The sequence below is a fragment of the Pseudomonas grimontii genome (assembly GCF_007858185.1).
GTDB lineage: Bacteria > Pseudomonadota > Gammaproteobacteria > Pseudomonadales > Pseudomonadaceae > Aquipseudomonas > Aquipseudomonas grimontii.
The window spans coordinates 46938-72220 of record NZ_VFES01000012.1; the positions used below are offsets into that span (position 1 = coordinate 46938).

29 protein-coding genes and 2 pseudogenes are annotated in these 25283 nt (G+C 59.1%); 1 reads left to right on the top strand and 30 read right to left on the bottom strand.

All coding sequences use genetic code 11. From position 1 onward, the window contains the following. Position 1: 1 nt before the first annotated feature. The 3 genes from FIV39_RS18925 to FIV39_RS18935 all read right to left on the bottom strand — a co-directional run bounded on the left by FIV39_RS18925 (position 2) and on the right by FIV39_RS18935 (position 1999). Positions 2-796 (bottom strand): DNA adenine methylase, encoded by a 795-nt coding sequence (locus tag FIV39_RS18925; RefSeq protein WP_090407572.1) that lies wholly within the window; start codon positions 794-796, stop codon positions 2-4. 148 nt (positions 797-944) lie between these two features. Next, positions 945-1469 (bottom strand): lysis system i-spanin subunit Rz, encoded by a 525-nt coding sequence (locus tag FIV39_RS18930; protein ID WP_090407576.1) that lies wholly within the window; start codon positions 1467-1469, stop codon positions 945-947. Continuing rightward, the gene (locus tag FIV39_RS18935; protein WP_090407578.1) at positions 1466-1999 is read right to left on the bottom strand and encodes a glycoside hydrolase family 19 protein; all 534 of its coding nucleotides are present in this window, start codon (positions 1997-1999) and stop codon (positions 1466-1468) included. The genes FIV39_RS18930 and FIV39_RS18935 overlap by 4 nt, the downstream gene beginning before the upstream one ends. 135 nt (positions 2000-2134) lie before the next feature. Here FIV39_RS18935 and FIV39_RS18940 point away from each other — a divergent pair, with 135 nt between their 5' ends. After that, the gene (locus FIV39_RS18940) at positions 2135-3661 is read left to right on the top strand and encodes a Gfo/Idh/MocA family protein (protein WP_090410117.1); all 1527 of its coding nucleotides are present in this window, start codon (positions 2135-2137) and stop codon (positions 3659-3661) included. 47 nt (positions 3662-3708) lie between these two features. Here FIV39_RS18940 and FIV39_RS33510 read toward each other — a convergent pair. From FIV39_RS33510 to FIV39_RS19070, 27 genes and pseudogenes are all read right to left on the bottom strand, one after another. Then, positions 3709-3870, bottom strand: a pseudogene (locus FIV39_RS33510) (glycoside hydrolase family 19 protein); the annotation flags it as partial. A gap of 63 nt (positions 3871-3933) precedes the next feature. Continuing rightward, positions 3934-4977 (bottom strand): phage late control D family protein, encoded by a 1044-nt coding sequence (locus tag FIV39_RS18950; protein WP_090407581.1) that lies wholly within the window; start codon positions 4975-4977, stop codon positions 3934-3936. Positions 4978-4993: 16 nt separating this feature from the next. Then, positions 4994-5200: a tail protein X gene (locus FIV39_RS18955; protein ID WP_090407585.1), complete on the bottom strand. Its 207-nt coding sequence runs from the start codon at positions 5198-5200 to the stop codon at positions 4994-4996. After that, complete coding sequence (locus FIV39_RS18960; RefSeq protein WP_090407590.1) at positions 5175-6020, bottom strand: phage tail protein; 846 nt, start codon at positions 6018-6020, stop codon at positions 5175-5177. Before FIV39_RS18960 ends, FIV39_RS18955 begins: the two co-directional genes overlap by 26 nt. 9 nt (positions 6021-6029) lie before the next feature. Then, on the bottom strand, positions 6030-8543 hold the full coding sequence (locus tag FIV39_RS18965) for a phage tail tape measure protein (RefSeq protein WP_090407593.1): 2514 nt from the start codon (positions 8541-8543) through the stop codon (positions 6030-6032). Positions 8544-8683: 140 nt separating this feature from the next. Beyond that, the gene (locus FIV39_RS33950) at positions 8684-8989 is read right to left on the bottom strand and encodes a phage tail assembly protein (RefSeq protein ID WP_244176495.1); all 306 of its coding nucleotides are present in this window, start codon (positions 8987-8989) and stop codon (positions 8684-8686) included. Between the two features lie 24 nt (positions 8990-9013). Then, positions 9014-9292, bottom strand: a pseudogene (locus FIV39_RS33955) (phage tail assembly protein); the annotation flags it as partial. A gap of 14 nt (positions 9293-9306) precedes the next feature. Then, positions 9307-9810, bottom strand: coding sequence for a phage major tail tube protein (locus tag FIV39_RS18975; RefSeq protein ID WP_090407600.1), 504 nt, complete (start codon positions 9808-9810; stop codon positions 9307-9309). Positions 9811-9823: 13 nt separating this feature from the next. Next, on the bottom strand, positions 9824-10999 hold the full coding sequence (locus tag FIV39_RS18980) for a phage tail sheath subtilisin-like domain-containing protein (protein ID WP_146371582.1): 1176 nt from the start codon (positions 10997-10999) through the stop codon (positions 9824-9826). 98 nt (positions 11000-11097) lie between these two features. Continuing rightward, positions 11098-11769 carry a tail fiber assembly protein gene (locus tag FIV39_RS33205; protein WP_244176405.1) on the bottom strand — a complete coding sequence of 224 codons (672 nt, stop codon included), beginning with the start codon at positions 11767-11769 and terminating at the stop codon, positions 11098-11100. A 3-nt stretch (positions 11770-11772) separates the two neighbouring features. Next, positions 11773-13821 (bottom strand): phage tail protein, encoded by a 2049-nt coding sequence (locus FIV39_RS33025; protein ID WP_186731541.1) that lies wholly within the window; start codon positions 13819-13821, stop codon positions 11773-11775. Continuing rightward, complete coding sequence (locus tag FIV39_RS18995; protein WP_090407607.1) at positions 13818-14423, bottom strand: phage tail protein I; 606 nt, start codon at positions 14421-14423, stop codon at positions 13818-13820. Before FIV39_RS18995 ends, FIV39_RS33025 begins: the two co-directional genes overlap by 4 nt. Then, positions 14420-15307: a baseplate assembly protein gene (locus tag FIV39_RS19000; protein ID WP_090407610.1), complete on the bottom strand. Its 888-nt coding sequence runs from the start codon at positions 15305-15307 to the stop codon at positions 14420-14422. Before FIV39_RS19000 ends, FIV39_RS18995 begins: the two co-directional genes overlap by 4 nt. Then, positions 15304-15630 carry a GPW/gp25 family protein gene (locus FIV39_RS19005; protein ID WP_090407613.1) on the bottom strand — a complete coding sequence of 109 codons (327 nt, stop codon included), beginning with the start codon at positions 15628-15630 and terminating at the stop codon, positions 15304-15306. The genes FIV39_RS19000 and FIV39_RS19005 overlap by 4 nt, the downstream gene beginning before the upstream one ends. A 5-nt stretch (positions 15631-15635) precedes the next feature. Further along, positions 15636-15827, bottom strand: coding sequence for a hypothetical protein (locus FIV39_RS19010; protein WP_090407617.1), 192 nt, complete (start codon positions 15825-15827; stop codon positions 15636-15638). A gap of 46 nt (positions 15828-15873) precedes the next feature. After that, positions 15874-16449, bottom strand: a complete 576-nt coding sequence (locus FIV39_RS19015; protein WP_090407620.1) for a phage baseplate assembly protein V — start codon at positions 16447-16449, stop codon at positions 15874-15876. Continuing rightward, complete coding sequence (locus tag FIV39_RS19020) at positions 16446-16964, bottom strand: hypothetical protein (protein WP_090407623.1); 519 nt, start codon at positions 16962-16964, stop codon at positions 16446-16448. Before FIV39_RS19020 ends, FIV39_RS19015 begins: the two co-directional genes overlap by 4 nt. Then, complete coding sequence (locus tag FIV39_RS19025) at positions 16957-17613, bottom strand: hypothetical protein (RefSeq protein WP_090407626.1); 657 nt, start codon at positions 17611-17613, stop codon at positions 16957-16959. The genes FIV39_RS19020 and FIV39_RS19025 overlap by 8 nt, the downstream gene beginning before the upstream one ends. Further along, complete coding sequence (locus FIV39_RS19030) at positions 17610-17930, bottom strand: head-tail joining protein (RefSeq protein WP_090407629.1); 321 nt, start codon at positions 17928-17930, stop codon at positions 17610-17612. Before FIV39_RS19030 ends, FIV39_RS19025 begins: the two co-directional genes overlap by 4 nt. Before the next feature lie 2 nt (positions 17931-17932). Continuing rightward, a complete protein-coding gene (locus FIV39_RS19035; protein WP_090407632.1) occupies positions 17933-18928 on the bottom strand; it encodes a major capsid protein in 996 nt (331 codons plus the stop codon). A gap of 62 nt (positions 18929-18990) precedes the next feature. Further along, complete coding sequence (locus FIV39_RS19040; protein WP_090407635.1) at positions 18991-19329, bottom strand: head decoration protein; 339 nt, start codon at positions 19327-19329, stop codon at positions 18991-18993. Then, positions 19326-20456 carry a head maturation protease, ClpP-related gene (locus FIV39_RS19045; protein WP_090407639.1) on the bottom strand — a complete coding sequence of 377 codons (1131 nt, stop codon included), beginning with the start codon at positions 20454-20456 and terminating at the stop codon, positions 19326-19328. Before FIV39_RS19045 ends, FIV39_RS19040 begins: the two co-directional genes overlap by 4 nt. Continuing rightward, positions 20453-21934: a phage portal protein gene (locus FIV39_RS19050; RefSeq protein ID WP_090407642.1), complete on the bottom strand. Its 1482-nt coding sequence runs from the start codon at positions 21932-21934 to the stop codon at positions 20453-20455. The genes FIV39_RS19045 and FIV39_RS19050 overlap by 4 nt, the downstream gene beginning before the upstream one ends. Continuing rightward, positions 21934-22140 (bottom strand): phage head-tail joining protein, encoded by a 207-nt coding sequence (locus FIV39_RS19055; RefSeq protein ID WP_032889620.1) that lies wholly within the window; start codon positions 22138-22140, stop codon positions 21934-21936. The genes FIV39_RS19050 and FIV39_RS19055 overlap by 1 nt, the downstream gene beginning before the upstream one ends. Position 22141: 1 nt before the next feature. Next, positions 22142-24154, bottom strand: a complete 2013-nt coding sequence (locus tag FIV39_RS19060; RefSeq protein WP_090407644.1) for a phage terminase large subunit family protein — start codon at positions 24152-24154, stop codon at positions 22142-22144. Between the two features lie 5 nt (positions 24155-24159). Continuing rightward, positions 24160-24723, bottom strand: coding sequence for a hypothetical protein (locus FIV39_RS19065; protein WP_090407647.1), 564 nt, complete (start codon positions 24721-24723; stop codon positions 24160-24162). Positions 24724-24922: 199 nt separating this feature from the next. Beyond that, positions 24923-25267 carry a phage holin family protein gene (locus FIV39_RS19070; RefSeq protein ID WP_090407650.1) on the bottom strand — a complete coding sequence of 115 codons (345 nt, stop codon included), beginning with the start codon at positions 25265-25267 and terminating at the stop codon, positions 24923-24925. Positions 25268-25283: the final 16 nt, after the last annotated feature.

Here is a 25283-nt window from a genome sequence, read left to right on the forward strand (position 1 = left end):
CTCAGAACAACCCTCCCAGCGCGGCCGGTTCCCAGTTCATGATCACCAGCTCACCACTAACCTCGGCCTTCCCATGTCGTTGGTTGGCTGTGGTGTATCGGATGTCCAAGGTCTCGAAGTGAAAGCTATCAAATACCTTCCGGATATCCGGATGATCGTTGATGCTAACCATCACCTTCCCTTTGCAACGCCGCATGAAATCAGCCATGCGCTCGTAATTCTCAAATGGAAAATCCACGCCATAGCCTGCCGTCTGCCAGTAAGGCGGATCCATGTAGTGAAAGGTGTGTGCACGGTCGTAACGCTCAGCGCAGTCCAACCAAGGAAGGTTCTCAACGTAGGTGCCGGACAACCGCTGCCAAGCTGCAGAGAGGTTCTCCTCGATCCGCAGCAGGTTGATGGCCGGACCCGTGGTCGCAGTACCGAACGTTTGTCCGGTCACCTTGCCGGCGAAGGCATGATGCTGCAGATAGAAGAATCGCGCGGCGCGCTGGATGTCGGTGAGGGTTTCAGGGCGGGTCATCTTCTGCCACTCGAACACCTGGCGGGAGCTGAGCGCCCATTTGAACTGGCGCACAAATTCTTCCAGGTGGTTCTGCACCACGCGGTACAGCGTCACCAGGTCACCATTGATGTCGTTGAGGACTTCAACCGGCGCGGCCTGGGGACGCATGAAGTAGAGCGCGGCGCCGCCGGCAAAGACTTCGACGTAGCATTCGTGGGGTGGGAAGAGCGGGATAAGGCGGTCGGCCAGGCGGCGTTTGCCGCCCATCCAAGGGATGATGGGTGTGGACATATAAAGCAAGACCTTTGCTGTATGGATAAACAGTGCTAGGCTCGCTCCGCTTTGTGCACGAAGCAGGAGCCTTGGCTGGACTTGCAGGGACGTTCTGCGGGGAAGGTGGCCGGGTTGGATGTTGAAGCATCTTGCCCGGCCGCTCCTTTTACTTCGGTGTAGAAACTTCTTTTACGTAGGCCTGACAGGCCCGCAGGGCGATCAATCCTTGGTCGCCGGCATCGGTGATTCCGATAATTCTTTGAGCATGCGCTGGGTCAAGTTGGGCACGACGGGCAGCATGAACCACGCCGACGGCGCCGGGGGTGGAAGGCACGTTGCAGCCACCGGCTGTATCCGTGGGGTCGAGAAGGACTGACAGCCGGACATCAGCAGTAGCAAGCTGGTCACGCAGGCGAGCCTGATTGCGCTGGGCATCGGATAATTCCTTGGTGTGTTGTTGGTCCTGGGCGGCGAGCTGCTGCTCCAGGGCCAGGCGCTTATCGGTCTCGTCGCGGGCTTGGTCGGCGGCGGCATTGGTGATCGCGGCAAGGTCGTCCTTGTGCAGGCCGGACTGCTCGGCGAGCTTCTTGCCCATGCGCCAGTCCTGAACCTGCCAGGTAACACCGGATGCCGTCGCCATCAGCACCAGGATCAGCAACACCAGGCCCGCCAGCTTCTGTGCCGGACTCATGCCAGCACCTTTTTCGCCCGCTCCCACAGCTGCAGGCGATCTTCCAGGCCGTTGATTCCGCCGTTGATGCGGCGGGTGATCTTCACGAAGTCGCCCTGATCCGCCAGGGTGTTCAGCCCACGGGTAGACCAGAACCAGGCCGCCGACATCGCGGCATACTGAGGCTGCTCCAGCTGCTCAGGCTGATTGATCAGGTCCAGGCCCAGCGCTTCACCGCACGCCGCGTGGTTCGCCCGGCCGGTGATCTGGATCAGGCCCCGTCCACGGTATTTGGAGCCGTCACCCGGCACAGTGTTGCCCAGGTCGGCACGCCCCTCGTAACCGGCTTGCTGCGCTGTCGGTCCCCAGATCTCGCGCACGTGTCGCAGCTGGCCAGACTCGTGGCCGACCTGAGCGATGAAGGCAGCAACCCTTGGGGTTCCGACAATCCCGTGCCGGCTCATAGCGGCGTTTAACGCAGGCAAAAAAATACCGGCTCTATGGCCGGCATTCGGGAGAATTTGCAGCAGCTGCTGCTGGGTGATTGGCATGGTTACCTCCGGGTAATAAAAACCAGATCAAAGATGAGTGGATTTCTTACATGTTGCAGCGATTTGACCGATGGACAGCTCTTGCGGATACTCCCGGCCTCATTTATCCACCTGCTAACATTGGCTCAGACAATCATGGATGACAAAACAGGCTTTCTCAGACGCAGTTTCCTTAAGACCCTTGGCAGTTTGACTGTTGGTCTTACAGCCATCCCGTCCTTTGCATCCTCTCTTCCTGGCGTTGGCTCTAAAGATGGTGATCCTTACCGACAAGCAAGAGCAAAATACATGGGCGACTTCGCCGCCCCAAAGCTCGACAAGGTTAAGGTAGCCATCATTGGCGTTGGCGCTCGCGGTCCAACTCACGCCTATCATGCGGCAGCCGCTCAAGGAACAGAGTTTGTCGGCATCTGCGACCTATATGAAGACTTATGCGTTGACGCAAAAAGAACTGTGCTTCACATGGACTCGCAGCGACACAAGGATGTAAAGATTTACTTCGGCGACCAATACGCATATCGAAAAATGCTTGCTGAAACGAAACCTGACGCTGTTTGGATAGCAACTCCGTGGGAATGGCATGCGCAGATGGCTATTGACGCAATGAACGCTGGAGCACACGCATTTGTCGAAGTGCCCCTGTCGACCACTGTCGAAGACATCTGGCGAATAATAGATACCTCTGAAACAACCGGTAAGCATTGCATGATGCTAGAGAACGTCAACTACGGCCGCGATGAGCTGATGTTTCTTAACATGTGTCGCCAGAATGTTTTCGGTGAACTCCTCCACGGTGAAGCGGCTTACATTCACGAGCTTCGCGACCAGATGACACAGGTCGAAGAAGGTCGCTTCAGCGGGTTCTGGCGTGTGCACCGCCGAGCCGAAATGAAAGGAAATCTCTACCCTACTCACGGATTAGGACCAGTCGCCCAATACATGAGCCTTGCACGGGGCGAGGATAACTTTCGCCGTATTGTGTCCTTTTCAACCCCTGCGAGAGGCGGTCAGCTCTACGCTAAGGCGAAATTCAAACCAGATTCGCCGGTTAATAAAATCGACTTTAGCGGAGGGGGCGACACCAGCACCTCGATCATTAAGACAGCGCTCGGTCGTACGATCATGGTCCAGTGGGACGAAACCACACCACGTCCTTACAGCCGACTCAACCTCATCCAAGGTACGCGCGGAACAGGGGCGGGATTTCCAAATCGAATCGCGCTGGACTATTGCTGGAACAATGCGACACCGGAACTCAGAACGCTCCTCAAACTGCCTGAGGATAAGCCTGACCAAAGTTCCGACTATCACGAATGGATTGAGGGAGAAGGATTCAAAGCCAAGGATCACCGCTCATGGTTTGAGGGAGGCGGCTTCAACGCATTTTACGAGTATTTCGATCATCCCCTCTACACGCGCATGGAAGGTATAGCTGCTAAATATGGCGGCCACGGAGGCATGGACGCGATCATGAACTTCCGCATCATCGAATGCCTTCGCCAAGGACTGCCGCTAGATCAGAACATTTACGAAGGAGCCTATTGGTCTTCAGTTGGTGCACTGTCCCGCAAGTCGGTGGAGGAAGATGGAATGCCGCAGGATTTCCCTGACTTCACGCGTGGCAATTGGAAGACCACCAAGCGCCTAGAAATCGTAACCTGAGTGCGCTTCGGCTACGTGCCCTCCAAATATCGCCCACGTAGCGTACGTTGACACGGCTCATGTCCGACCTGGGCGATGCAAGCCGCGACTCGTTTTTGCGCAACGATGCCGTAGCTGCTCATGGCCGTGTTCAGCGCGGAAACAAAAATGCCCGCTTGGCGGCGGGCGTTCGGCATGATGCGTTGGAGTTGTTGTTCGGTGATGGGCATAGCTTTTTCCCAGGCAAAAAAATACCGCTCGATGGCGGCGGGTGATGAGGCAGGTACGGCGATTTACAGCTCAAGAACTTTGACCTCCTTGGGCGCCTTCTTTTTCTTACCGGCCGCCTTGGCCTTACCCTTCTTCCCTGCGTTACATTCCACTGTGGTGCTCCAACCGGACTGGGTGAACACTTGCTCCACCGAGTCGACCAGGAACTCACCGTCCAACCCCTCCTTGAAGCCCTGCGCATTGACCTGTCGTTCAGCGTAGAGATCCGTACGCCCGACCATCTCCAACCGTACTTCAGCAGTCGAACGATTGAATGCGGCGAGCCGAGCTTTGGCTGCCTGCTCAGCGGCAGATTTGTTCGGGTGTATATGCCGGTCGGTATGCACCGGCGGCAAACCTGCAGGTGCGTCATCGTTGTCCAGGGTCAGGTTGACCAGTTCGCCGGTTTTCTTGTCCTGATACCTGGCCTTGACTGCCTTTTGAGTGGTGCGGTCGGTAAAGCGGAATTGCCAGCGGCTGACGTCACTGCGTCGGATGGTGATCGCTGGCAGATTCTTGCCACTGGCGGTCTGCCCACTCTGACGCGGCAATACCAGCAGCTTGCTGTCGGCCACCTTGGCGGTACAGTCGTGATCCTTGGCGAGCCGGGTGATGAAGTTGTAGTCAGACTCGTTCATCTGATCGGCTCTGGGCACGACCGTGGCTACAGGGCATTCCGGCTTCCATCCGTTGCGTGCGGCAATGTCGCTGACGATCTTGGATAACGGCACGTTTTCCCAACTGCCGCTGCGGGTGGTCTTGCCACTGCCGCGCATGTCGCTGGCCTTACCGCGAATGACCAGGGTGTCCGGCGGGCCGGAGACCTCGATGTCATCCACGGTGTAACGTCCAAGACGTGCCAGCGCTTTGCTGTCGTAGCCAAGATAGATCTCGATCCCGGCGCCCTTCTTGGGGAGCGCGACGGCGCCGTCACGGTCATCGATACGTAACTCGAACTCGTCCGACTCCATGCCGGGCTTGTCCAGTGTGCGCAGCAACAGCAGGCGGTCGTTGATCAAGGCTGTGATGTCGTTGCCATCAGCGACAATTCGAAAGATTGGCTTCATGGCTGATCCTCGAAATTCAATCCCACAGTTGCACCTGCTCGACCGTCATTTGTTCAATGTCAGGGAAGGTGATCAGCAACCCAGTACGCAGCGGTTGCGGCTCATCTGCCAACAACCGATTGGCCGCCAGCACCGCCTCGACCGTGCCATTGAGGTGGCCGTAATGCTGATAACACAGGGTATCGAGTAGGTCGCCGTCAGACGTTCTGCATATCATCGCCATAGCGCGTGAACTCCAAACTAAAGGTTTGCTTGCGCGGGATCCCGCCGGCCAGCAACGCGCCCTGCTCTTCCTCTACGCTGCCCAAGCACCAAGTGCCGAGGACAACGCCGTACCCCGTAGTAAGGTTCAACGGCAACAGTTGCCCGCCGATGGAGCGCAGAGTGTCGAGCTGCTTGAGGCCTCCCTTGAAGGTGGGGAAAATTGCGCCCTTGAGGCTGAGCTTATCCTCGCCGATACCCACGGCCTGCTGTGCTGGCCGACGACTGAGGCGCTCTTGTGAGGCCCAGCGGAACTGGGTTTGCCGGCGCAGTTCGTCGAAGGCCGCCGTGTCCAGGTTGAAGTAGAACGGCTGGGCATTGGCTTGCAGCGGCTGCAGGATCAGCAAGTGGGGAAACGGTTTGACCGCTTCCGCCATGGGCGTTGCACTGGGCGCCAAGGCGCTGGTGGGCAAGATGTTCGCCAGGCGCGGGCTGACCTTGCCCGCGATCTGGTTGATTGCCGTGCTGGCCCGGGCGGCTTGTTCCTTCAAAGTGCCCAGACGTTCATCAATCGCTGACATCGCGCGCGTTGCTTTGCTGTAGGTCGACAAAACAGTGCCAACCTTGGATTGCGCTGCATTGATCCCACGCATCACCCGTTGCAGCTTTTCCCCTACACCAGGTGGTACGCCTGGAATGCTGGACAGCTCATCAGCCGCCCCTGTGATTTCACCAATAGCACCATTCACCGGGCCGATCATATCGTCGATGCTATGGCGCCCCGCCTCCCCGGCCTGGACCAGGGATTTGAAACCGGATTGCAGTTGCTCCATGTAAGTCATGACAACTCCTTAAACGTGAGGGGCATCGAACAGGTTGCGCCGCCCCTGCTCCCGGCTGAATTCCTCAAACATCTGACGCAGGTGCGGCATCATTTCCTGCGCGAGCTGTCGTGGATCCTTGACGTCGCCGTGCACGGTCACCGGCATGGTTGGGGAGAACGTCCACTGTTGATCAACCCGAGGGGGTTCCGGTTTTGCGGCGAGTCCAGCAGCAAGCACGGCCGGAGCCGCAGTTGCTGTGGGAGCTGCCGCCAAAGAGCGCGAGACATCTCCCAAGGCTGGCCCTGGTGCAGCAGGTGTCCTGAGCATCAACGGACCTGGCGATAACGACGGCGCCATCTGCGCCAGACGTGGCATCGGCGCCGCGCCAGGCGGTGGCAGCCGCAACGGCGAAGGTTGATCCGGCAGTGCCAATCGCTCGGCCGGAGCATCCGGCCCACCGAAGGCAGCCTTGCCAACGGCCCCGCCCAACTCACCGCCGCCCCAGCTGCCGAGGAATCCGCCGATCAATCCGCCAACCACGGTGCCGATCACTGGCACCACCGAACCAATCGCGGCACCCGCTGCCGCTCCGGCCAGCGTGCCCGCCAAGGTGCCGGCTGCGTTACCGTAGCCCTCGGCTTTTTCGTCGCGGGTCTCAGCGTTCTGATAGGTATCGGCAGCGATCAACCCGGCCTCGATCAGCGCCAAAGGCGCACCGACCTTCGCAAATCCAAGCCCTTTGCTCATCATGACCTTTGGCGCAAACCGGCTGACAGCACCGCCGACAGGCGAGGCTGGTGCCGTATTGGGTATCGGACCGCGAGCGGGCTTACGCCGATTACGCTTGCGTTTACCATCTCCGCCATCAATGCCTCCATCACCTCCTCCTGAATTGGTGACGAACACTCGCTGGATGACGTTGGGGTTGCCCATCATCGATCCGCGAGCAACGTTCAGCAGGCCCTTGCCGATCTTAATTGCGTTGATCGCGGCGCCCAGGCTGACAACGCCTGCAGCCAACACCGTCGCCCCACTGATCACCGTCGGAAACTTCCCTGACAGTTCCCCAAGGCCATACGCCAGTTTCGCCAACCCATCGGCCGCTATATCCGTCAGCGGCCGCAACGCATCACCGATGCGCGTCATCGACGACTCAATGCCGGCAGTCGCGGTCGCCCACTTCCTGTTGGACGTCTCACGCGCTTTCGCCGCGTCAGATTCGATCTTGGCCTTGCCGTCCGTCTTCTTGATGGTCGACATGTCCGCCTTGATCTTGTCGCCGTATTTGATCTGCGCGAGCAGGCCCGCACTGGCGCTCTGATCGCTGACGATGGTCGCCAGACCAGCCGCTTCGGTGAGGGCGATCATGGCCTGCGCTTCCTCCTGGCTACCATCGGCCGAACTTTTGATTTTCTCCTTGAGGGCCTCAATTTTCTTCGCCTTGGTCGGATCCTGTTTTTTGATCAACTGCTCACTGAGCATGATGAACGCATCGACAGGATTCGCCGCCTTGCCACTTTTCGTCGCCGCAATAATCGAGCCGGCCAGGTCGTAACCTTCCTTGGCAAACCGTTCCTGGCTGGTACTGCTGATCACAGCGTTGAGCAAGTTGTCCATGTTAGTGGCTGCAGCCGCCGCATCCTGGGTTTGCGAATACTGCGACTGCAAGCTGGCACCGAGAAAGCGCACGGCCTCTGGACCTTCCATGCCTAGGCGTCTGATGTTGCCGAGCATGGCTGGCAGATACCGCGCCATATCTTTGGGACCGAACGCACCGATGTCACCGGCCGCCGCGACCTGGCCCAGCATGGCGCCCATATCAGCCTGCTTAACGCCGGCCTCTTTGAAAGAGTTGATCAGGGTCGCGATGGTGGCAGGCTCCATACCCTGACCGTCGATGAGATCGGCGATCTCCCCGGCGTAGCTGGTGGATTCCTTCCACTCAACGCCCTTTTCGATCAATGCACCAACAGCACCCGCGAGCAGTTTCTGGCTCATGCCCTTGTCTGCTGCGACCTTACTGATCGCCTCAGTCATCTCGGCCTCATCACCAGTACCGGCGGTATGAGCCCACAGCGACATCTGACGCATTTGCGCTTGATAATCGCCGGACACTTTCGTAGGGATCGCCAACGACGCCGTAAGCGCCGCCGCTTTGCCGAGGGAGTTCTTCATCCCCTCCTTGCCCTGCTGGATCTGCGTATGGCCCAGCGCCTTGAGTTCAGCGCCCCGCGCGACCTGGCCGAGGGCCTCGTACTCCTTGCGCAGTTTGCCGACCTCAATGCCCTGCTCTTTGAGGGTTCTAAGATTGCCTTCCAGCTTTCGCAGCAGACCATCGGCCGAGGCCGCACCGGTGTCGTGGGCTTTTTTCCATTCGTCCCGCAGGCGGATGGTGTCGCCGATGGTGCTCTGCAGCACGCGAGCCTTGGTACCGGTTTCGCCGAGTTTCTTGATGCGGCCTTCAACGTCCTTGAAGGCGGCGCCGACCGTGGAACTGACGACGCCACCGATGACCAGGCCGAGCGCCAGGTTGTTTGCCATGAGAACTCTCCAGGCAGGGATGCGGGGCTCAGTCCATGAGCCACCAGATCATCGTGGAAAAAGGCATGGTCTCGATTTCATTGGCGGCAAATGAAAACTGCGTCGCCAAACGTTTCGCGACCTGCTTCTGCAGTTCGGCGTTAAACCCAGTCGTCCTGCACCAGGCGAAAGTAGGCGGCTTGCAGCCGCTGGTAGTCCGTCAGCTTAAGCCCCTCCAGATCCTTGGTTTCGGATTCAGACAGGTTGGCCAGGAGGATCGTATCGCGCTGATCGTCGTCGCCATTGGACGCCGAGGTCGCGGCACGCACGTCGCGCACAGTAGGTGCGCGCAACATTAGTCGGTCGAGCTTCACGTCATTGAAGTCATACGGCCTGGACAAGTTGACGACAGCACCATCGGGGCCAACGACCAACCAGCTCGGGGTCTCGTCTTGTTTTTCAGGGATGCCGGCGTCCAGTAGCAACTGCGAATACGCCGTTTGCACACGCGCGTAGTCCGTCAGCTTGAGCCCATCGATGTCCTTGGTGCCGGCATCAGACAGCGAGGCGAACAAGGTCACTTCACACAACACGGCGTCATCGCCACCGATTGCGTCAGAGGCGCGTACCTCACGCAACGTCGGAGCGCGCAGGGTCAACTGATCGACCTTGAGGCCGTTGACGTCACTCGGACGCGTCAAGGTGATCGTCGCGCTGTCCAAGCCGAAGGCTAGCCAGGACGGAATCAATTTCAGCTTTTTCACTTTCATTAGAGTCGCTTCCGTTACAGGCCGAGGTCGCGGCGGACGCTGGCAAGTTGATCCACACCATTGATAACCCGGACGCAGTTAACCGGATCGATTTCGTACATCAGGCGGCCAGCGACTTCGAGCTTGTAATAGCTGACAGCCACGGAGTACTTGAACTCCCCCGCTTCCCCGGCTTTCCAGTCGCCCGGATCAATCTCTTTGAGCATACCGCGCAGGGTGGCGACCACTGCCGTGGTCGCACCTTTCTGGCCTTTGAAGGAACCCCGGAACACCGCGTTGAACGCAGTCTGATCGGCCAGGCCATAAAACTTCATGATCTCGGGGCGCGCACCTTTGCCAGCAAAACTGGACTCCAGTTTTTCCATACCCTGATCCATCTCGACCGGGGCATCCATGCCACCAGCTCGATGTTCCTCGGTTTTCAAGGTGAGCTTGGGGAGCGTCAGGCTGGTGATCTCCCCGTTGAAGCTGAGGCCATCGATATGGGCGTTCATGTTGTAGAGCATTTGCGGAACCATCGGCGGCTCTCCTTTATGCGTTGGTGTCGAGGACTTCGGTCAGCCACTGGTTGGTGACCTCGACCCGGAAGTTGGGGTTTTCTGCCGGCGGCACGTCGGTGAAGCGGATGTTCCAATACACCTTGCCCTGCTCCAGCTGGCTGGCTGTGTTCAGCTCCGGGTCCGCGAACACCTCGAAGTTGATCACCGCGCCCTGATTTTTCAGGTCGCGCATAAATGCCTGCAGCCCGTTCGTGACGTCGCTGACGTAGGTCTTGGTAATCGAGCGGTCCACCGCCCATTTATGGCCGTAAAGGATCGCGTCCATAACGATATCCATGGTCCGCACGCGGGTGACAAATGCCCACTTCGGATCGCTGGAGCAGGTACGGTTGCCCCAAAGGCGGTAGCCGTCATCACGGATGATGGTGGTGATCTGCGCGTTGTTGAGCAGGTTGGCCCGGCAGGTTTCGTCGCCGTCCAGGAACTCGATGGGCCGACCGGTACCGGTGATGCCGACAAACTCTTTATTCGACGGCGACGCCCAGAAGCCGTATTCCGAATCGGTCCAGGCGAAGAGCCCGGCGACCCAGGCAGAACCTGGTGCATCGACGGTGGCACTGAGCGCGGTGTCCCAGTACTGCACGCCGGGATCGACCAGGAACACGCGCTTGCTGCCGAAGTTTTCGCGGTACTCCATGGCGGCTTCATCGGTGGTGTTGGGGCCATCGATGATTGCCAGCGCGCGCAGCTTGTCACTCAGCGCCACCAACGCCGTGGCAGCGGGCAAGGTCGCCGTGTGCTTAGGAGCGACCAGCAAGCGGGGTTGCGCGTTGAAGCGGCTCTTGCCATCGAGCAGCGCCTGCATGCCGGTACGGGTGCCGTTCGCCAGAACACCGCCAATGATGGCCGAGGTCTGCGCGGCAGCGTCTGCCACCTTCGCCACACCACAGGCGACGATGACCGCCTTGGAGCGAACGTAGATCGCCTGGATCGCCTTTGTGATTGCCGCGTCTGCGCCCCAGGCGGCGATGGCTTCGCTTTCGCGGGTGATCAGCATCAACTGATTGGGCAAGGCACCGGCAGCGGGGCCTGGGGTGAAGGTGTCGCAGAGACCAATGATCGACGACGACGGCACAGCGATAGGCCGCGAGCCGGCGTCGACGTTGGTCACGGTGACGCCGTGAAAAAAACCACCTGCATTACTCATGGTTGAACTCCAAAAACGAGAAAGCCCCGCATAAGCGAGGCCGTGGGTTGGTCGTGTTGCGCGTAACGGAAAAGAAAACGCCCCGTCAGTGCGGGGCGTTATTGGATCAATTCAGCCAGCCACGCCGGCTGTTCCGGCCTGTACTCAATTGCCGGGAATTGCACCGACTCAGGCCAGTCACGCAGATCCTGCCGGTAGCCCTGCAACTGCTTGTACTGCTCGGCCGTGAGGGTCGTAGGCCGCTCGGCCTCTACCTCATCACGGTGCCGCGAGATCAACGGATCTGTGAGCAGTAACGCCCTGTCGCGGATTGCACGCTCTCGGTTTTTCAGCTCTTCCGCCGTAGGCCCAGGCGCCGGGGCAGTACTCGGGCGGCCTTTTTTGCCCGGCGCAAGGACCGAACCGCCAAGCGCAAGAACGCGGAATATCTCGTCGTGCTCATCCTGAGAAACTTCGACAAGCTCCGAATCTGGCGGCAACAAACACTCTGGGTTGGGCACGGTAATGAACGGCGGTGAAGCGCCGTCATCTGGCACATCAATCATTGGGGCCACAGCATCCGAATCCAGTACCCAGATAGTTTTAGGCGTCTCGTCATCTCCCTCGACCCATGCAGGATTCGGCACTTCGATATTTTGCATAGACCATTCTGGATCAGCAACAGAGACGGCTGGCCGCACCCATTCCGGATCAGGCACCTGAATAGTGCGAGTACCGTGGAATACCTCATTAAAGAAAGTATTGTCTTTGGCGCTATAGAAAATTTTCATTAGTTAGTACCCCCTTGCCTCAACGATTGCGACCATTCCCGTTTGAAGAATAGAGGCCCACTCTTCTACTTTTATCATGCAGCCTGAAGTAGTCGCAGAGTGATATGAGCCCGCGCACGTACATCCTATGTTTGATGGCACGCGAAACGTTATTTGCGCATTTAAAAAGCTGTTAGGAAACTGAAAAGGCCACGATACAGACAACGTTTTCGTAGATGAAATATCATCTACCGCAACCTCCACCCACTGCTTAATCTCACCCGTGTCCGAGTTTTTGCTCCAGCCACTGGCAGCGAGCAATGCCGTATCCTTAGGCCTGTTACCTGAGTGCCATATGGTGTGAGCAACAGCCCCTGCTGACCATCCACCCAGCTTGAGTTGATTGTCGGTGTCCAGCCCAAACATCACACCGTAGGAACCAGGTCGGTGAAAACACATGACTGCCGATGATGGGGCATCACCACCGCTAACCTGGAACGATCCCGCACCTCCGGGGATGGCGGAAATTGCCCCAAAGCCCGCAGACTGAAAAACCGGATTAGACCCGTTAAGAACAGACTCCCCTTTTTTAATGTAGTCAGAAGGCTTGAAGTTAGCCGCAGTCCATAGAGCATTACCAAAAACGGCAGCCCCTTTATTTTCAAGGTCAATAAGAAATGGCGTCGAGGCCACCCCACCACTTTTAGCAAAAACCCTAAAGCTCTTATTGTATATATCGATGTAAACTTCGGCGCTTGGGGTTTTAAACCCAAACTCCGGAGTATCTTCTGTGCCGTTATCCAAAACTATTGGACCGGACATTACAGCACCGGTCTTGGGAACTACCGTGGACGGCTCAAAGTTCCCCGAATGCCAAAGCTTACGATAGGCAGCAGGCCCGCCAGCACCCGTATACCTGATCCGAAAGTCTTCAGCAGTAACACTCGATACAATATCTAGGGAGTACGCCCCTACTGCTCCTGGGTATTTAATATGCATGCCTACTGCATAAGTCATACCTGCCGGAATATCAGTGGAATTACCTTCCGAAGCCGCAAAAAACTGAGTGACAGGAAGATTTGAGATCGCGCCCGCGACCATCGGGGCGCTGGTCATCAACCCGCCGGCTCCGATTGGCATCGCATCTGTTATACCGGCACCCGCAAGCGTAGTGGGGTTCGTTCCCGCAGTAACGCGACCGAGCTTATCCACGGTCAAACTACGGTAGGTGCCAGCGACAATGCCCGTGCGCCCCGCCACCACTTCAAAGGTCAATGCAGTGGTGCCCAGCACAATCGGCGCATCCGTCACCAGCTGCCACACGCTGTCGCCGTTGGCCGTGCCCTTCTCCACGCTGACGAACAGCCCAGGCGTTACCTCGACACCCGCGTCTGCATCCTGAGCACGTCTCCAGGCACCATTGGCCGGTACGACATAGATACCGTTGTCTTTCGCCTGGGCCTGGTCTTTCACTAGTACGCGGGCATCTGCAGCAAGCAACACACCGTCGATGGTTTGAATGCCGTTCAGGGCGATATTCGCCGTGGTGGCAACCAGTACCGAGTGCTTGGAGTCCTGCTTGTTGATGGCCTCCGTAATCGCCAGGTCAACATATTCACGAGTCGCCAGCACAATCGCAGGATCGATCTTCAGCACAATGTTGTTGATGCTGGAAACAATGAAGTTCATCCGCACGATCTGCGTACGGCCTGACCCCTGATCCAGCGCTGGCTTAAAGCTCGGTGCACAGTTGGAAACCGCGACCAAGTCGCCGTCCGAATCGTACAAGCCGATCTCGCGGATCCACCAACCACCTACGTCTGCAGGAATTACCTGCTCCGCAATGATCACCGCCGCGTTAACCGGATCTACACGCAGTTGATTCAGCGGCGCCCGTCGCTGCTCGTTGATCAGCTTGGTCTGTGCCGCACTGGGCATCGGGTCGGCGCCATTGGCATCTCCTACTCCCAGTTCGGTGAGGTTCCAGGGAATCCCCAAAGCGTTGGCGTTTGCCAGCTTGGCGGCCCCCACATTGGTGAGGATCGCCATAAATTGCGAGTTGCGATCAATCATGGGTAAACATCCAGAGTGTCTATGCTGTGTTCGCGCCCGACCATGCCGATGTAGCCAGTGACTTCGATGTCACGCTGCACGGGTGGGTAGACGTCGATTACGTCGCCTTCGTAGAGGGCGACACCGATGTGTATTGCGCCTTGGGTTTCCAAGCTGATCGCGAGGCCGGTCAAAGGCCTGCTGACGGGCTTGGCGTCATCGATCAGGCGCTCAAGCTCCAGGTACATTTCTTCGGTGATGCCGGTATCCAGTACACCGACCTTCAGCGCGAACGTACCGGGGATGCCCATAGGCGTCGTCTGCCACCACTCCAGCACCTCGATCAGGTAACCCAACGGCTCGACCACCCGCCGCAGGGCGCCGATGGTGCCCTTGTGGGCATGCACGTAGAACGCGGAGCGAATGGCGGAACGCTTGACGGCTTCGGACCATTTGTTGTCCCAGCGGTCGACCGACCAGGTCCAAGCCAGCCACGGCAGCAGATGCGCCGGGCAGGTGTCCGGGTTGTACAGGGTGCGCAGTGGGATCACGGTTTTCTCAGCCAGCGCGGCCTCGATGGCGCGCTCCAACTGAGTGCTATTCAGGGGGAGCAGACTGGTCATGTCGTGCCCCCAAGAACAACACTGAAACCGGTGCAATAGGCCGCTTGGTACTTGCTCGGCTTTAGGTCTTTCCAGTTTTTCAGCTCGACCCGACCAACGCCACTGATGTGCAACTGGGCGTTAACACCGGATTGAGCCACCTCCAGCGCCAGTCGCTTGCGTGGGTTGATCCAGACATCAAGGCGTTTGATAGCCTCAGCCAGGATGGCGTCGTTTTCCGGGCCGGCGCCGATCATGTGCAGCACAGCATCAATCCGATAGTTCAGGATCTCGGCGCTCTGCACGATGAGGCGGTCGCCAACCGGACGGATGTCATCGTCGCTGAGCTTGGTGTACACCGCGTCAAGCAGTGGCTGATCGGCTTGGCCGCTACCGGTCAGGCTCAGTACGGTCACCACCACGACCGCCGGTGATGGGCTTTCTGCTGTGGCGTCGGCTACCAGCGCCGAAGCATTGCGCGCATGGAAGATGTAGCTGTTGCGTGGGCCGGCGGTGGTCAGCCCTTCGTAGACCAACTGGATACGCTCACGCAGGGCATCGTCAGATTCTTTAACCTCTTCGACCGGCGGCACCGCCAGCAGGTTAGCCGGCTGAATAACCAGTCGTTGAAGCTTCACGTTGGCCGCAAGCTGATCAAGATCCTCCTTTTCGGCATACGCCAGCATCAACGCCTTGGCCGCATCGTTGACCCGTGCGCGATTTTGCATCTTGCCGTAGGCGCCCAGCTCCACGAGCTTGACCACAGGGTCGCTTTCCAGCGCGGCGGACCAGTTATCGCCCATGTACTCGCGAAAAGCAGCGAGGCCCTCCTCGTACAATGCCTCGTAGTCCAGAGGTTCCAGCACCTGCGGCGCAGGCAACGCCGATAAATCCACCGTGCTCATGCCGACACCTCCAGTAGCAGGCGTTCGCCCTGATAGTCACCAGTTAACTTGAAGTCGATGCGGCCGCTGACGATGGCGACGACCTGCACCTGCTCCAGCTTTAGCCGCGGCTCCCAGCGCCCCAGCGAGCGGGCTACCTCGGCCTGCACGGCGCTCTTCCAGCCCGCGTTGACCGGTAGGTCGACAAAGCGCCGGATCTGGCTGCCGTACTCAGGTCGCATTCGCCGACTGCCCACGGGCGTGCCGAGGATGTCGCCAATGGACTGTCGGAGATGGTCGAGACCGGACAGCGGTTTGCCGGTGTGGCGATCCATTCCGATCATCGGGATTACTCCTGCTGCAGTTCCGGGTGGGCCTTGAGGAAGGCGAACTGTTCATCAGTGCTGGCCGTCACGCGCGCCTTGCTCACAGCCAAGGTGCTGCCGTCAGGAAGGACCAGGGTGCGCGAGGTGAAGAGCGTGTCGCGGAAAACGCGACCAGGTCCCGCTTCGTCCTGACCGTCGGGTTTGTTCTTGCTCATCAGTGGATGCTCCTAAAACGAAAACCCCGCACAGGGCGGGTCGGATTCAGTGTTTGTGGTTCGGCGTATTGCCGCCGGCATCGATGACCTTGCCGGCACTATTGATGTCGCCAGTTGTGTTCAGCGTGCCGTTGATTTGGGTAGCGCCGTCGATGGTGACCGCGCCCACCAGGTTGATCTCGCCCGACACCAGTCGCGTGCTGTCCGGCGTCATCTCCAGTACAGACCCACCTACCTTGACGGTCACGGTCCCGGCCGGCAGGTCGATGGTGTAGCTGTTGGCTTCCCAGTCGTAGACCAGGGAGCCACCATCGTCGAAACGCCACACCTCAACGTGGTCGCGGTTGTCAGGCTGGGCGCCGGCATTGCCGTACAGGCCGGGGATGAAGGTGCCCATTGCAGGTTCGCCGCTGGGACTGATCAACGCACCCTGCTCCCCCATGCTCGGCACCCGCCAATGACGCGCCTTGCCTGCCGCCTGGCTGTGCCAGCGCACCCAGGCGCTGGTCCAGTCGCCGGACTTCACACGCACCATGGCGGTGGTCAGATCGACCGCCACCACGACACAGGGCATCACCGCTGAGGCGATCATCCGGTCATGCTGGGCGCTGGTATAACTCATTGCAGATCTCCCGGATTGATCTGCCCAACGCCAGGCCCCAAGTCGATGACCAGCGAACCCGGCGGCTCATCCGGCCACGGCCATTCCTCGGCGCCCAGGTAGACCGTCTGATCCCACTCCACCAGCCAGACGAAATAGCCGTCCAGTTCTGGCTTGGTCCAGTCCTGGGTGGAGCGTACAAACTCGGCGCAATCGACCTCCAGGCCCCAGCTCTGCCCCCGTAGAAGCACCGCGAGTTGAGAGGCCAACTGCACGGCCTGCCGTTGCGGATCTACGCTGATCGAATCGACGATGATCCGCGCCTCGAACTTGCAGGTCAGCGAGGTTTCGCCTGTACCGATATCCGGCGCTGGCTCCATTTCGGCCATCTCCAGCAGCACCACCGGCGTAGGGATGCTGGTGTCTGCCGATAGATCCGGCCAGAACGATACGCCTTGAATCCCTGGCAACTGCTCCTGCAGGTGCTGCTCGATGGCCTCATACAAACGGTCGAGACTGAAGGGTTGATCAGACACGGGCGGTCCCCTTGAGGTACTTCTGCAGTTCAAAGTTGAGTTCTTGCTTGAGGATCTCCAGCAAGCGTTCGTCTGCGCGTTTCACCCAGCTGTCGAAGTGCGGTCGCACCTGATCCATCGAGACCTTGGCTTTAGCCAGCGGGAAGCGGTTGTCGCTTTCCGCGATAAAGCCCGAGCTGCGCCGCCCCTGCGTGCTGCCGGGGTAGTCCGTGGTGTTGAAGTGCTTGCTCGACGTGCGGATCCAGATGTCGGGGCTGCTGCCATACACCTGCTTGAAGAACGCGCCCTGGTATCGCCGCCCCGCCACCGACACACCCGCGCGGGATTGCCGAGGCCGACCGATGCGGCTGGCCTCGATGGCGTTGACCCCAAACCACAACTTGCCACGCATCGCGCCGCCGCTGACCGGGTAAGCCCGAAGGCGTTGCCGGACAGCGCCGATGGCGATTCGCTCCTGCTTGCCCACGGCTCGCGCAATGTAGGTCCGCAGCCAACCCAACGTCTTGTTGATCGCACGACGCTGAGCCGCTGCAGCGGCCTTGGGCACCAACTGCCCGAACTCGCGCAGGGCCTGGGAATGCACCGCCGACGGCAGGATATTGATCATCCCGCTGTCGCGGTTTTGCTGCACATGGCTGCCGACGCTCATGGTCGCTTCCTCAAGATCAGGGCCACCAGGCCATCGCCGCCGGGCTCAAGTTGCAGCAGGTCGTAATCGCCGCCGCCATCCAGAGTCGGCAAGTCGATGGTGACCCGCAGGCCCTTGCTCAGACCGTCCGAATCCTTCACGCGAATCTCAAAGCGAGGCTCGCGTATTGCGGTGTGGGTCTTGCCGAACTGCGGCGCTTTCCATGGTGCCGCGAACATCCCCAGCACCGGCTCGGCGCGACCTTCGATCTGGGCAGTGTCGCCCAGGGTTTCGAACACCACATCGTCGATGTCGTCGATCAGATCGCGGAAGACCATGGTCAGAGTTCCAGCAGGATCTGCGCCCGAGGTCGTGTGCACAGGTGTAGCGGGTTGGACTGAGCTTCACCGGCAACGCCCTTCCCGAACTGCATTGGCTCGATCTTGCTGTAGTACGGGATACCCTGGGTGTTGACCGTTTCCATGTAGTCAGCCGGCGCGAAGGACGAGATGTACAGATCCGGCACGCCCTCGGGGATCAGCAGGGCCTTGTCGTCGTGGACGAAAGCAACACCGGCCACCTTGCCGCGATAACGCTCCCAGACGATCCCACCGAACTCGAAGCTTTCACGGGCATCGCCACGCAGGGACGCGGCCTGCATGGTGTTGAGGTAGGTCTCCTTGACCGACTTATGCACGATGAGCTTGTTCCAGAAGTTCTTGCCACACATCGCGCGGGAGCCGCTGCTGGTGACGCTGCCGAGGGCTTCCTCTTGCATGTCCAACGCTTCGCCGCATTTGACCCGCAGCTCGGTGTCTGGACTGTTCAAGCCCATCTGAAGCTTCTGACGATTCACGCCGAAGGATTTATAAATGTCCAACAGGACCGTCTTGCCATCGGCGTCCAGGACCTGCCCGTTCAACGCGCCCATGCGCTGGAACTCGTGGGTGGCATCCAACTGGCGGCGCGCTTTCGCGAGGCGCTTGTTGACCACATCCTGCACCGCCTGCAACTCAGTGCGCGTGCCAAAGGCGCGAATGCCCTGGATCTCGTCGGCCTTGATGGTGAAGCGTTCGGGCAGGTGCACGGTGTTGAATGGAATCAGCGTGCGCTTGCTCCCACCGACCACCAGGCCGGAAGTACCGCGCTCACCCGCTGGCACCAGGGCCAGGGTGTCGCCGTCCTTCTCGATCTGCACAGTCAGCGTGCTGATGCCCTCTTCGCGGAACAGGCCAAGGCTGCTGATGCGGCCCGGCAGGTATTCCTGATCATTGATTGCAGCGGTCAACGACGAAACGCTGAATGCATCGTCTTCAAAAATGGCGATCTCGGCCATGGGGTACTCTCCAGAAACGAAAAATCCCGCACTCGGCGGGATGGATAAAGGGGGTGAGCGTCTTAGCGGACGATCAAGTGCTGGATGTTCAGGGCTTTCTCGGCAGCAGGGTCGAGGCCGGTCAGGTGTGCTTCGCTGACCTCGGCCAGCCGCACGATGGCTCGACCGCGCCGAACCACGTCGGACTCACCCAGCGGACCATAGAGGATCGCGATAGCGTTTTCTGAGCCGTCTTCGGCGGTCGGCTTATACGGGGCGAACTCACCGGTGGCAGTGATCAAACCGAGGATCTGACCCGGTTCCAAGGCGGCACCGGCGGCGACGTTGATCGCTTCGCGGGAAATGTTGCCGGCGCCCTCGGACAGCAGGAACTCGCCTGCGTGCATCGATTCAACTTTCATGCTCTTGCTCCTTTCGAGTTACCGTTTTGTGCCGCCTGACGGGAGGCCCAGATTGAATGGGTGTCGACCTGTTTGGCCTTGATCGTTGGGGCTGGATCATCTTCCAGCGGCAGGCTGTTGTTGATTTCAAAGCCACCACCGCTGCTCACCAGTTTGTCGAACAGACGCGCACGGACTGCGGCTTCGTCCAGGCCGGCCGTGATGAATTCACCGGTCAGCTCTGGCAGCCGTGCTGCGACACAGAGACCGTGCAACGCTTTCGCATTGATCAGTGCGGCCTGGATCACCGCTTCGCTTTCGAGCTTGGTTGCGGCAAGCAGCGGCTCCACCAGGTTACTAATGCCCGCCGCTGCACAACCTTGCGTGACCATCAGCGCCAGCTTGGCCGCATCCAGCACGGGCGCTGGATCTGGTTCCGGTGGTTCGACTTCAGGCTCTTCGTCCAGTTGGGCGAGCAACTCGGGCGGGGCATTCTGGAAACGCTGCAACACACTGCCCTGGCCGAGACAGGCACTGACCTTTAAACCGTCGCCCACTTCATCGGCCAGGCCCAGTGCCACCGCTTCGTTGGCCGTGAGCCAGGTTTCAGCATTGACCATTCGCCGCAGCTCGGCTTCGTCGATGTCCGGCGCCTTGGCTTTGTAGGCCGCGATGATCGCTTCCAGGGTCTGGTCCAGCACATCCGCGACACGGCGGAAGTCTTCGGCATCACCCCCAGCATAGGTGTAGGGGTTGTGGATCATCAGCATGGCATTGGCCGCGATCACTACGCGGTGAGCGCCACACACCGCGACACTGGCAGCGCTGGCCGCCAGGGCGTCAATGCGACCGGTGCAACGCTCGCCCAATCGCGACAGCGCGTTGTGAATCGCCAGGCCGTCGAACAGATCACCGCCGATGCTATTAAACGCGACAATCACGGGGGACGCGCCGTCATCCATGGCGCGCAGATCCTGCACGAACTTATTGGCGGTGATGCCCCAGGCGCCGATCTCGCCGTACACGAAGATTTCGATGTTGCGTTGCTCGGCTTCACCGCTAGCCTGGAGGGTGTACCAGCTTTTATCGGCGACCTTTACCTGCTTGCCCGCCTTGTCATAGACGCGGGGTTTGGCTTTTTTACTCATGGTAATTCCTTGTCATCAATAGGCTCGATGGCATCAAGAGTCGTGTAGTTGAGACCGAGGCCAGTGGACCTGGCGAGGTCAGCAGCGTTTTCAGCGTCGATGGTTTCGGCGTCGTAACCGTTGCGCAGACACATTTCACTGCGCGAACCAAAGCCCGCCTGCACTTCCATCCGCCGCGCCTGTACGTCCTGCACCGGCTGGATGTAGGCCCATCCCTGCGGCACCCAACGCGTGCGTAGATATTCGCGTCGACGTTGCGCGTAGTCCGGCAGCACCAGGGCACCGGACAACACCGCCATGTCCATCCAGGCAGCCCGCACCGGGCGACACAACTGGTGCACATACACGCCGAACTGCAGTTGCTCCAGACGCCGCCGAAACTCGTTGAGCACCACCCGGAGCGCCCGGTCGTTGACCTCGCGCATGTCGCCGGTAAGGATCTCGTAAGGCGTACCCGAACCCGCCGCAGCAGCCATCAGTTGCTGCCGCATGAAGTCCGGGTAGTTGTTGCCGGCGTCCGGTGGTTTGGAGAACTCCACTTCTTCACCTGGCCCCAGCTCCTGCATGGTCCCAGGCTCCAGGGCGACCATCGGAGTGAAGCCGTCGCGATCAAGGACCAATGGCATGCCAGTAGTGGGATCGCGAGGCTGCTGCACAGCATCCGGTGCAGGGCGCTTAATGAAACCCGCAAACAGGTTCGCCACCTCCTGACGGAACAGCACCGCGTCGTCGTAGTTGTCGAGGCTGCGCAGGCGCTTCAACACCGGCGCCAGACGCGGCACGCCGCGCAACTGTCCCGGTTCCATCGGTTCGAAGATATGCAGCACCTGCGCCGCCGGCACACGAACCAACTGGTTGTAACCAGCGTTCAACGACGACGAGTCGCGCGGGTGCGACAGATACATCCAGTACGCCACGCGCTTGCCGGCCGGGTTGAACTCGATCCCGGCGCGGATCACGTTGCCGTTTTTGGCCATCTCGAATTTATCGTGCGGGACAAATTCAGGAGCCAACGCCTGCAACTGCAGCGGCACTGCCAAACCTTCGCTCGGGCTGCGGGGTCGCAATCGCACAAAGCATTCACCGGCCGTTTCAACGGTGCGTGCCACCAGAGCCTGCATGCCGTAGAAGTCAGTCAGCTCATCGGCGTCCGCCTCATCCACCCAGTCATCCCACAGCTGCTGCTTGAGCTTGCGCAGCTCGGCGTCATCCGTAGTGGGCCTGGGCGTGATGCCGGTGCCGATGAGGTTGCTGGCTCGCTTGTCGATGACGTTGAACGCGTACGGGTCATTGCGCACCGCCGCCCGCGAACGCGCACGTAGGTTGCGCAGGGCCGGGGTGTTGATGCTGTTGATGCCGTTGTCGGTGGCTTCCCAACTGGCCGAACGTCGGCCCTCACCGGCGCCTTCATAACTGGCCTTGATGTTCGACGGCAGCAAGAATCCGTTACGGGTTAGCGTCGGATAATGTCGGGGCATTAGATTCCCTTGCCTCCGTGGGTAAGCCGGATCACGCGAGAGCGCGGCCCGGCGGCTTGACTCAGCGACGTGCGGATCTCGTCACGAGCCTTGAGCAGTTCGTCGATGGAGCGGTACTCCACCGTGCGGTCGCTGTAGCGCACGGTCTTTTCACCGCGTGCAATGGCGCGCTCGATGGCTTCGAGGTGCTTCGGGGTAAACGACATATCAGCGTCTCTTCAGGTAACCGCTGGTGGAGCTGCGGCGTTGAGGGGGTGCAGCGGGTCGCGGTTGGGCGGCCGGAGCGACAGGTTGTTGTAAAGATTGTGACCTTGAAACCGGCACTGGACCTTCAACGTCCCTAACTTCATCCGGGGTATTGGAAGAGGGTTTCTCTACGAACAGCTCAGATTGCGCGAGAGCCTGAGCGACCCGATCCCAATCCCTTTCCTTGTATCGATCTAGGCCGAGGTAATGCGCCATCGCCAAGCAATACACCATCAGGTCTAAGGCTTCGTTACGCTCCGACTTACCTTTGATCCATTCAGTAACCGGCTTGTTTTTCACATAGCGAGTGATCCTGCGCTCGGCAACGCATTGCGCGAAAAAGTCTTCAGGCAAATCTTTGGCAAAGTGCAAAGCACCTGGACCGGACTCGAATGGATAACGGTTGTAGATCCAATCCTTCGCGGTGTCGGTACCGACAAACCAAAGCTCGGCCCCATTACGTTCGGTCTGGCCTCGCCAAGTGACGTCGACCATTGAGGGGCGCTGGGCAATCGGTGGCTTGCCTGGCTTGCTGGCACCCTTGATGGCAAAGACATTCCGCCAACGGCGTACGCGGCAGAACTGGTAAACATCGTTGGTGTGGTGACCCCCCGTATCGACGGCGGTTGCCAAAATTGTCAAACCTACGCCACAGGGGTGCCAGTACCGCGCCTTTAGCTTTTCGTCCAACGCGGACCAGGTCTGCTCGTCCGATGGATTCCCCATGATCACCTGGTGATCAATGATCCAGCGCTCCATTCCAACACCCCAGCCCATGACCATGAACTCGAGTCGATTGGCCTGAACATCCACCGAGGCCGTCAGCATAAGTGCGCCGTTAGGTACAGAGCCAAGCACGTAGTCTTCCTGCAGCGCACGAGCCTGCAGTACGCTGGCCTTTGTCTGTTCTTGTGTACTGTCCCAGACCTTCGCTAGACGCGTGTTGAAAAACACCTGCATCGCTTCAAGATCACCACTAGCCTGTTTTACCAGCGCCTCGTCGTAGTCCTTTGCCATCGACAACCAACTGGTCCAACCCAGTGGGGCATATAGGGCGTTGAGATGAAAACCAACGGTTTCACCATCACCTTCAGCATGGGAACGCCACTCCCCCCGAGCCAGCATTTCACCCTTATGGTGTTCGTCAATAAGCGCGCCGCATTCAGGCCCGTTGCAAAGATATTGGATTTGGCTGTAGTCCTCGGTGTACTTGAGGTTTTCCCACTCCAGCACTTGCATGTGCTGACAATGTGGGCACGGAACGTAGTAGTAACGCTGATCGCTCATAGCGAAAAGGTCGGCAATACGGGAGGCGCCCTTGAGGGTCGGTGAACTGGAGAAGTAAAACTTGGCTTTCCTACCAAATGTACTGCCCCGGATCTCGGCCAATTTTACCGGGTCGCCTTCATTACCCACATCGACCTCCCAGCGGTCGATCTCATCACCATAAATAAACCGTGCTGCCAACTCGGCCAGGTTGGCCGCTGAGCCTGCAGTTACCGCGTAAAGCGTCCCGCCCTCAAACTCTTTTGTATCCTGAGTGTTCTTAGCATCACGTGAGCGTGGCGCAGCCACTCTTTCACGCAAAACCGGCGTTGCATCTATCGTTTTGCTGATCCGAGACGAAACCCGCGAAGCCAGTTTAAGGGTGGGCAGCAGTGTCAGAATGTTCGACGGCGACATATGAATGAGCGCCCCGATCCAGTTCAACGCGATCTGCGTTTTCATCAATTGCGAAGCCACCATGGTGACTACTCGCTTGCAAGGGTGTGCCGGGGACAAACAACGCATCGGCTCACGGGCATAGGGCGTGCGGGATGTTCGATACTGGCCAGGCTCAGCGGCCCCCACACTGCGCGGAATTCGCATGTATTCATCGGCCCATTCATCGACCCAGAGGTCAGGGTCAGGATGCAAGCCGCGAAAATACGCCGTGCGGTAAACCTCTGCACCGTCAGCGTATGGAAAATGCATCAGGGTCAGCTCTTAGTTAGTGCTCGGGAAAGATCACTGATTGACATGCGCTCAGCGTCTTCAAGGGTTCTTCTGATCGCCGCCGTCAGGTGTTTTTCGATTTCCCAGGGATCAGTGAGTGCAACCAGTTCCGAAGCGATTTGAGGCGGCAAGCCAAGTAGAAGATCTCGCAGCATCCGCCCGGCCTCAAAAGCCGCTTTGTCGACCACTTCAGCCTCAACTAAGGAACCGTTTTCTTTTCTGACCTGGGTTTCAATTTGCTCAGCTTGAGCATGTTCACGGCGTGCGCGGGACCGTTGGTAATCGGGAATTATCGGCTGTCCGCTACTAGCTGTCTGACGTACAGATAACGCAGGCGTTTGGGTTGCTGTCTGCTTGTCTTGCTCATGGCGAGCGGTCACCCCTACTTTGCTTGGGTCACGTGTAAGCGCCAGGAACTGCTCGCTAGCATCAACATCGATCAACCCTGCCTCATCCAAAACCAAGCGATTATTGAGTATCAGTTTGCTGATGTGCTGCTTGGACCAGCCTTTCAACGTGCCATATTCCTTACGAGTCAAAAAAGCCATAAACCCTCCTATTTCCAAGCCCGGTCAACTGGTCAACCAGTCAACTGAGGTCAACTAACTTTCAAACCCAGCCACTAACGAAAAGCCGCGGGTTTCATGCCCCGTGTCCTTTGAATGCCGCCAGGGTCCCCGGCGACTTTTCGGCGCACCATTTTGATGCAAGCCTCTACAGGCCACGTATTTCGTGGCCTGTAGAGCATCAGACCTGCCCGCTGCCCGAGGACGGCACATCGCACACGCCCAACCGCTTGGCGGCCCAGCGTTCGTACAGGCCAATGGCGACATCGGCGCCGGCCATCGCGGTGAGGCAGCCAATGCTCCCCGCCGCCAGGACCGACATACCCGATGCGTGCAACAACATCATGGTGGACAGTCCGCAGACCACGCAGGCCCCGGACCGAAGGAGCAAGCGGCGAACCAAGGACCAGCCGCTTACCCCCGCCTTGTCGGCCCGCCATGCCTCGCCGGAAATCCCGCCGACCAGGGACAGTACAATCACCATCCAGATCGGCATCTCAATAAGCGCTTGCTGCTCGTTTGTCATCGCCCTACCCCATAAA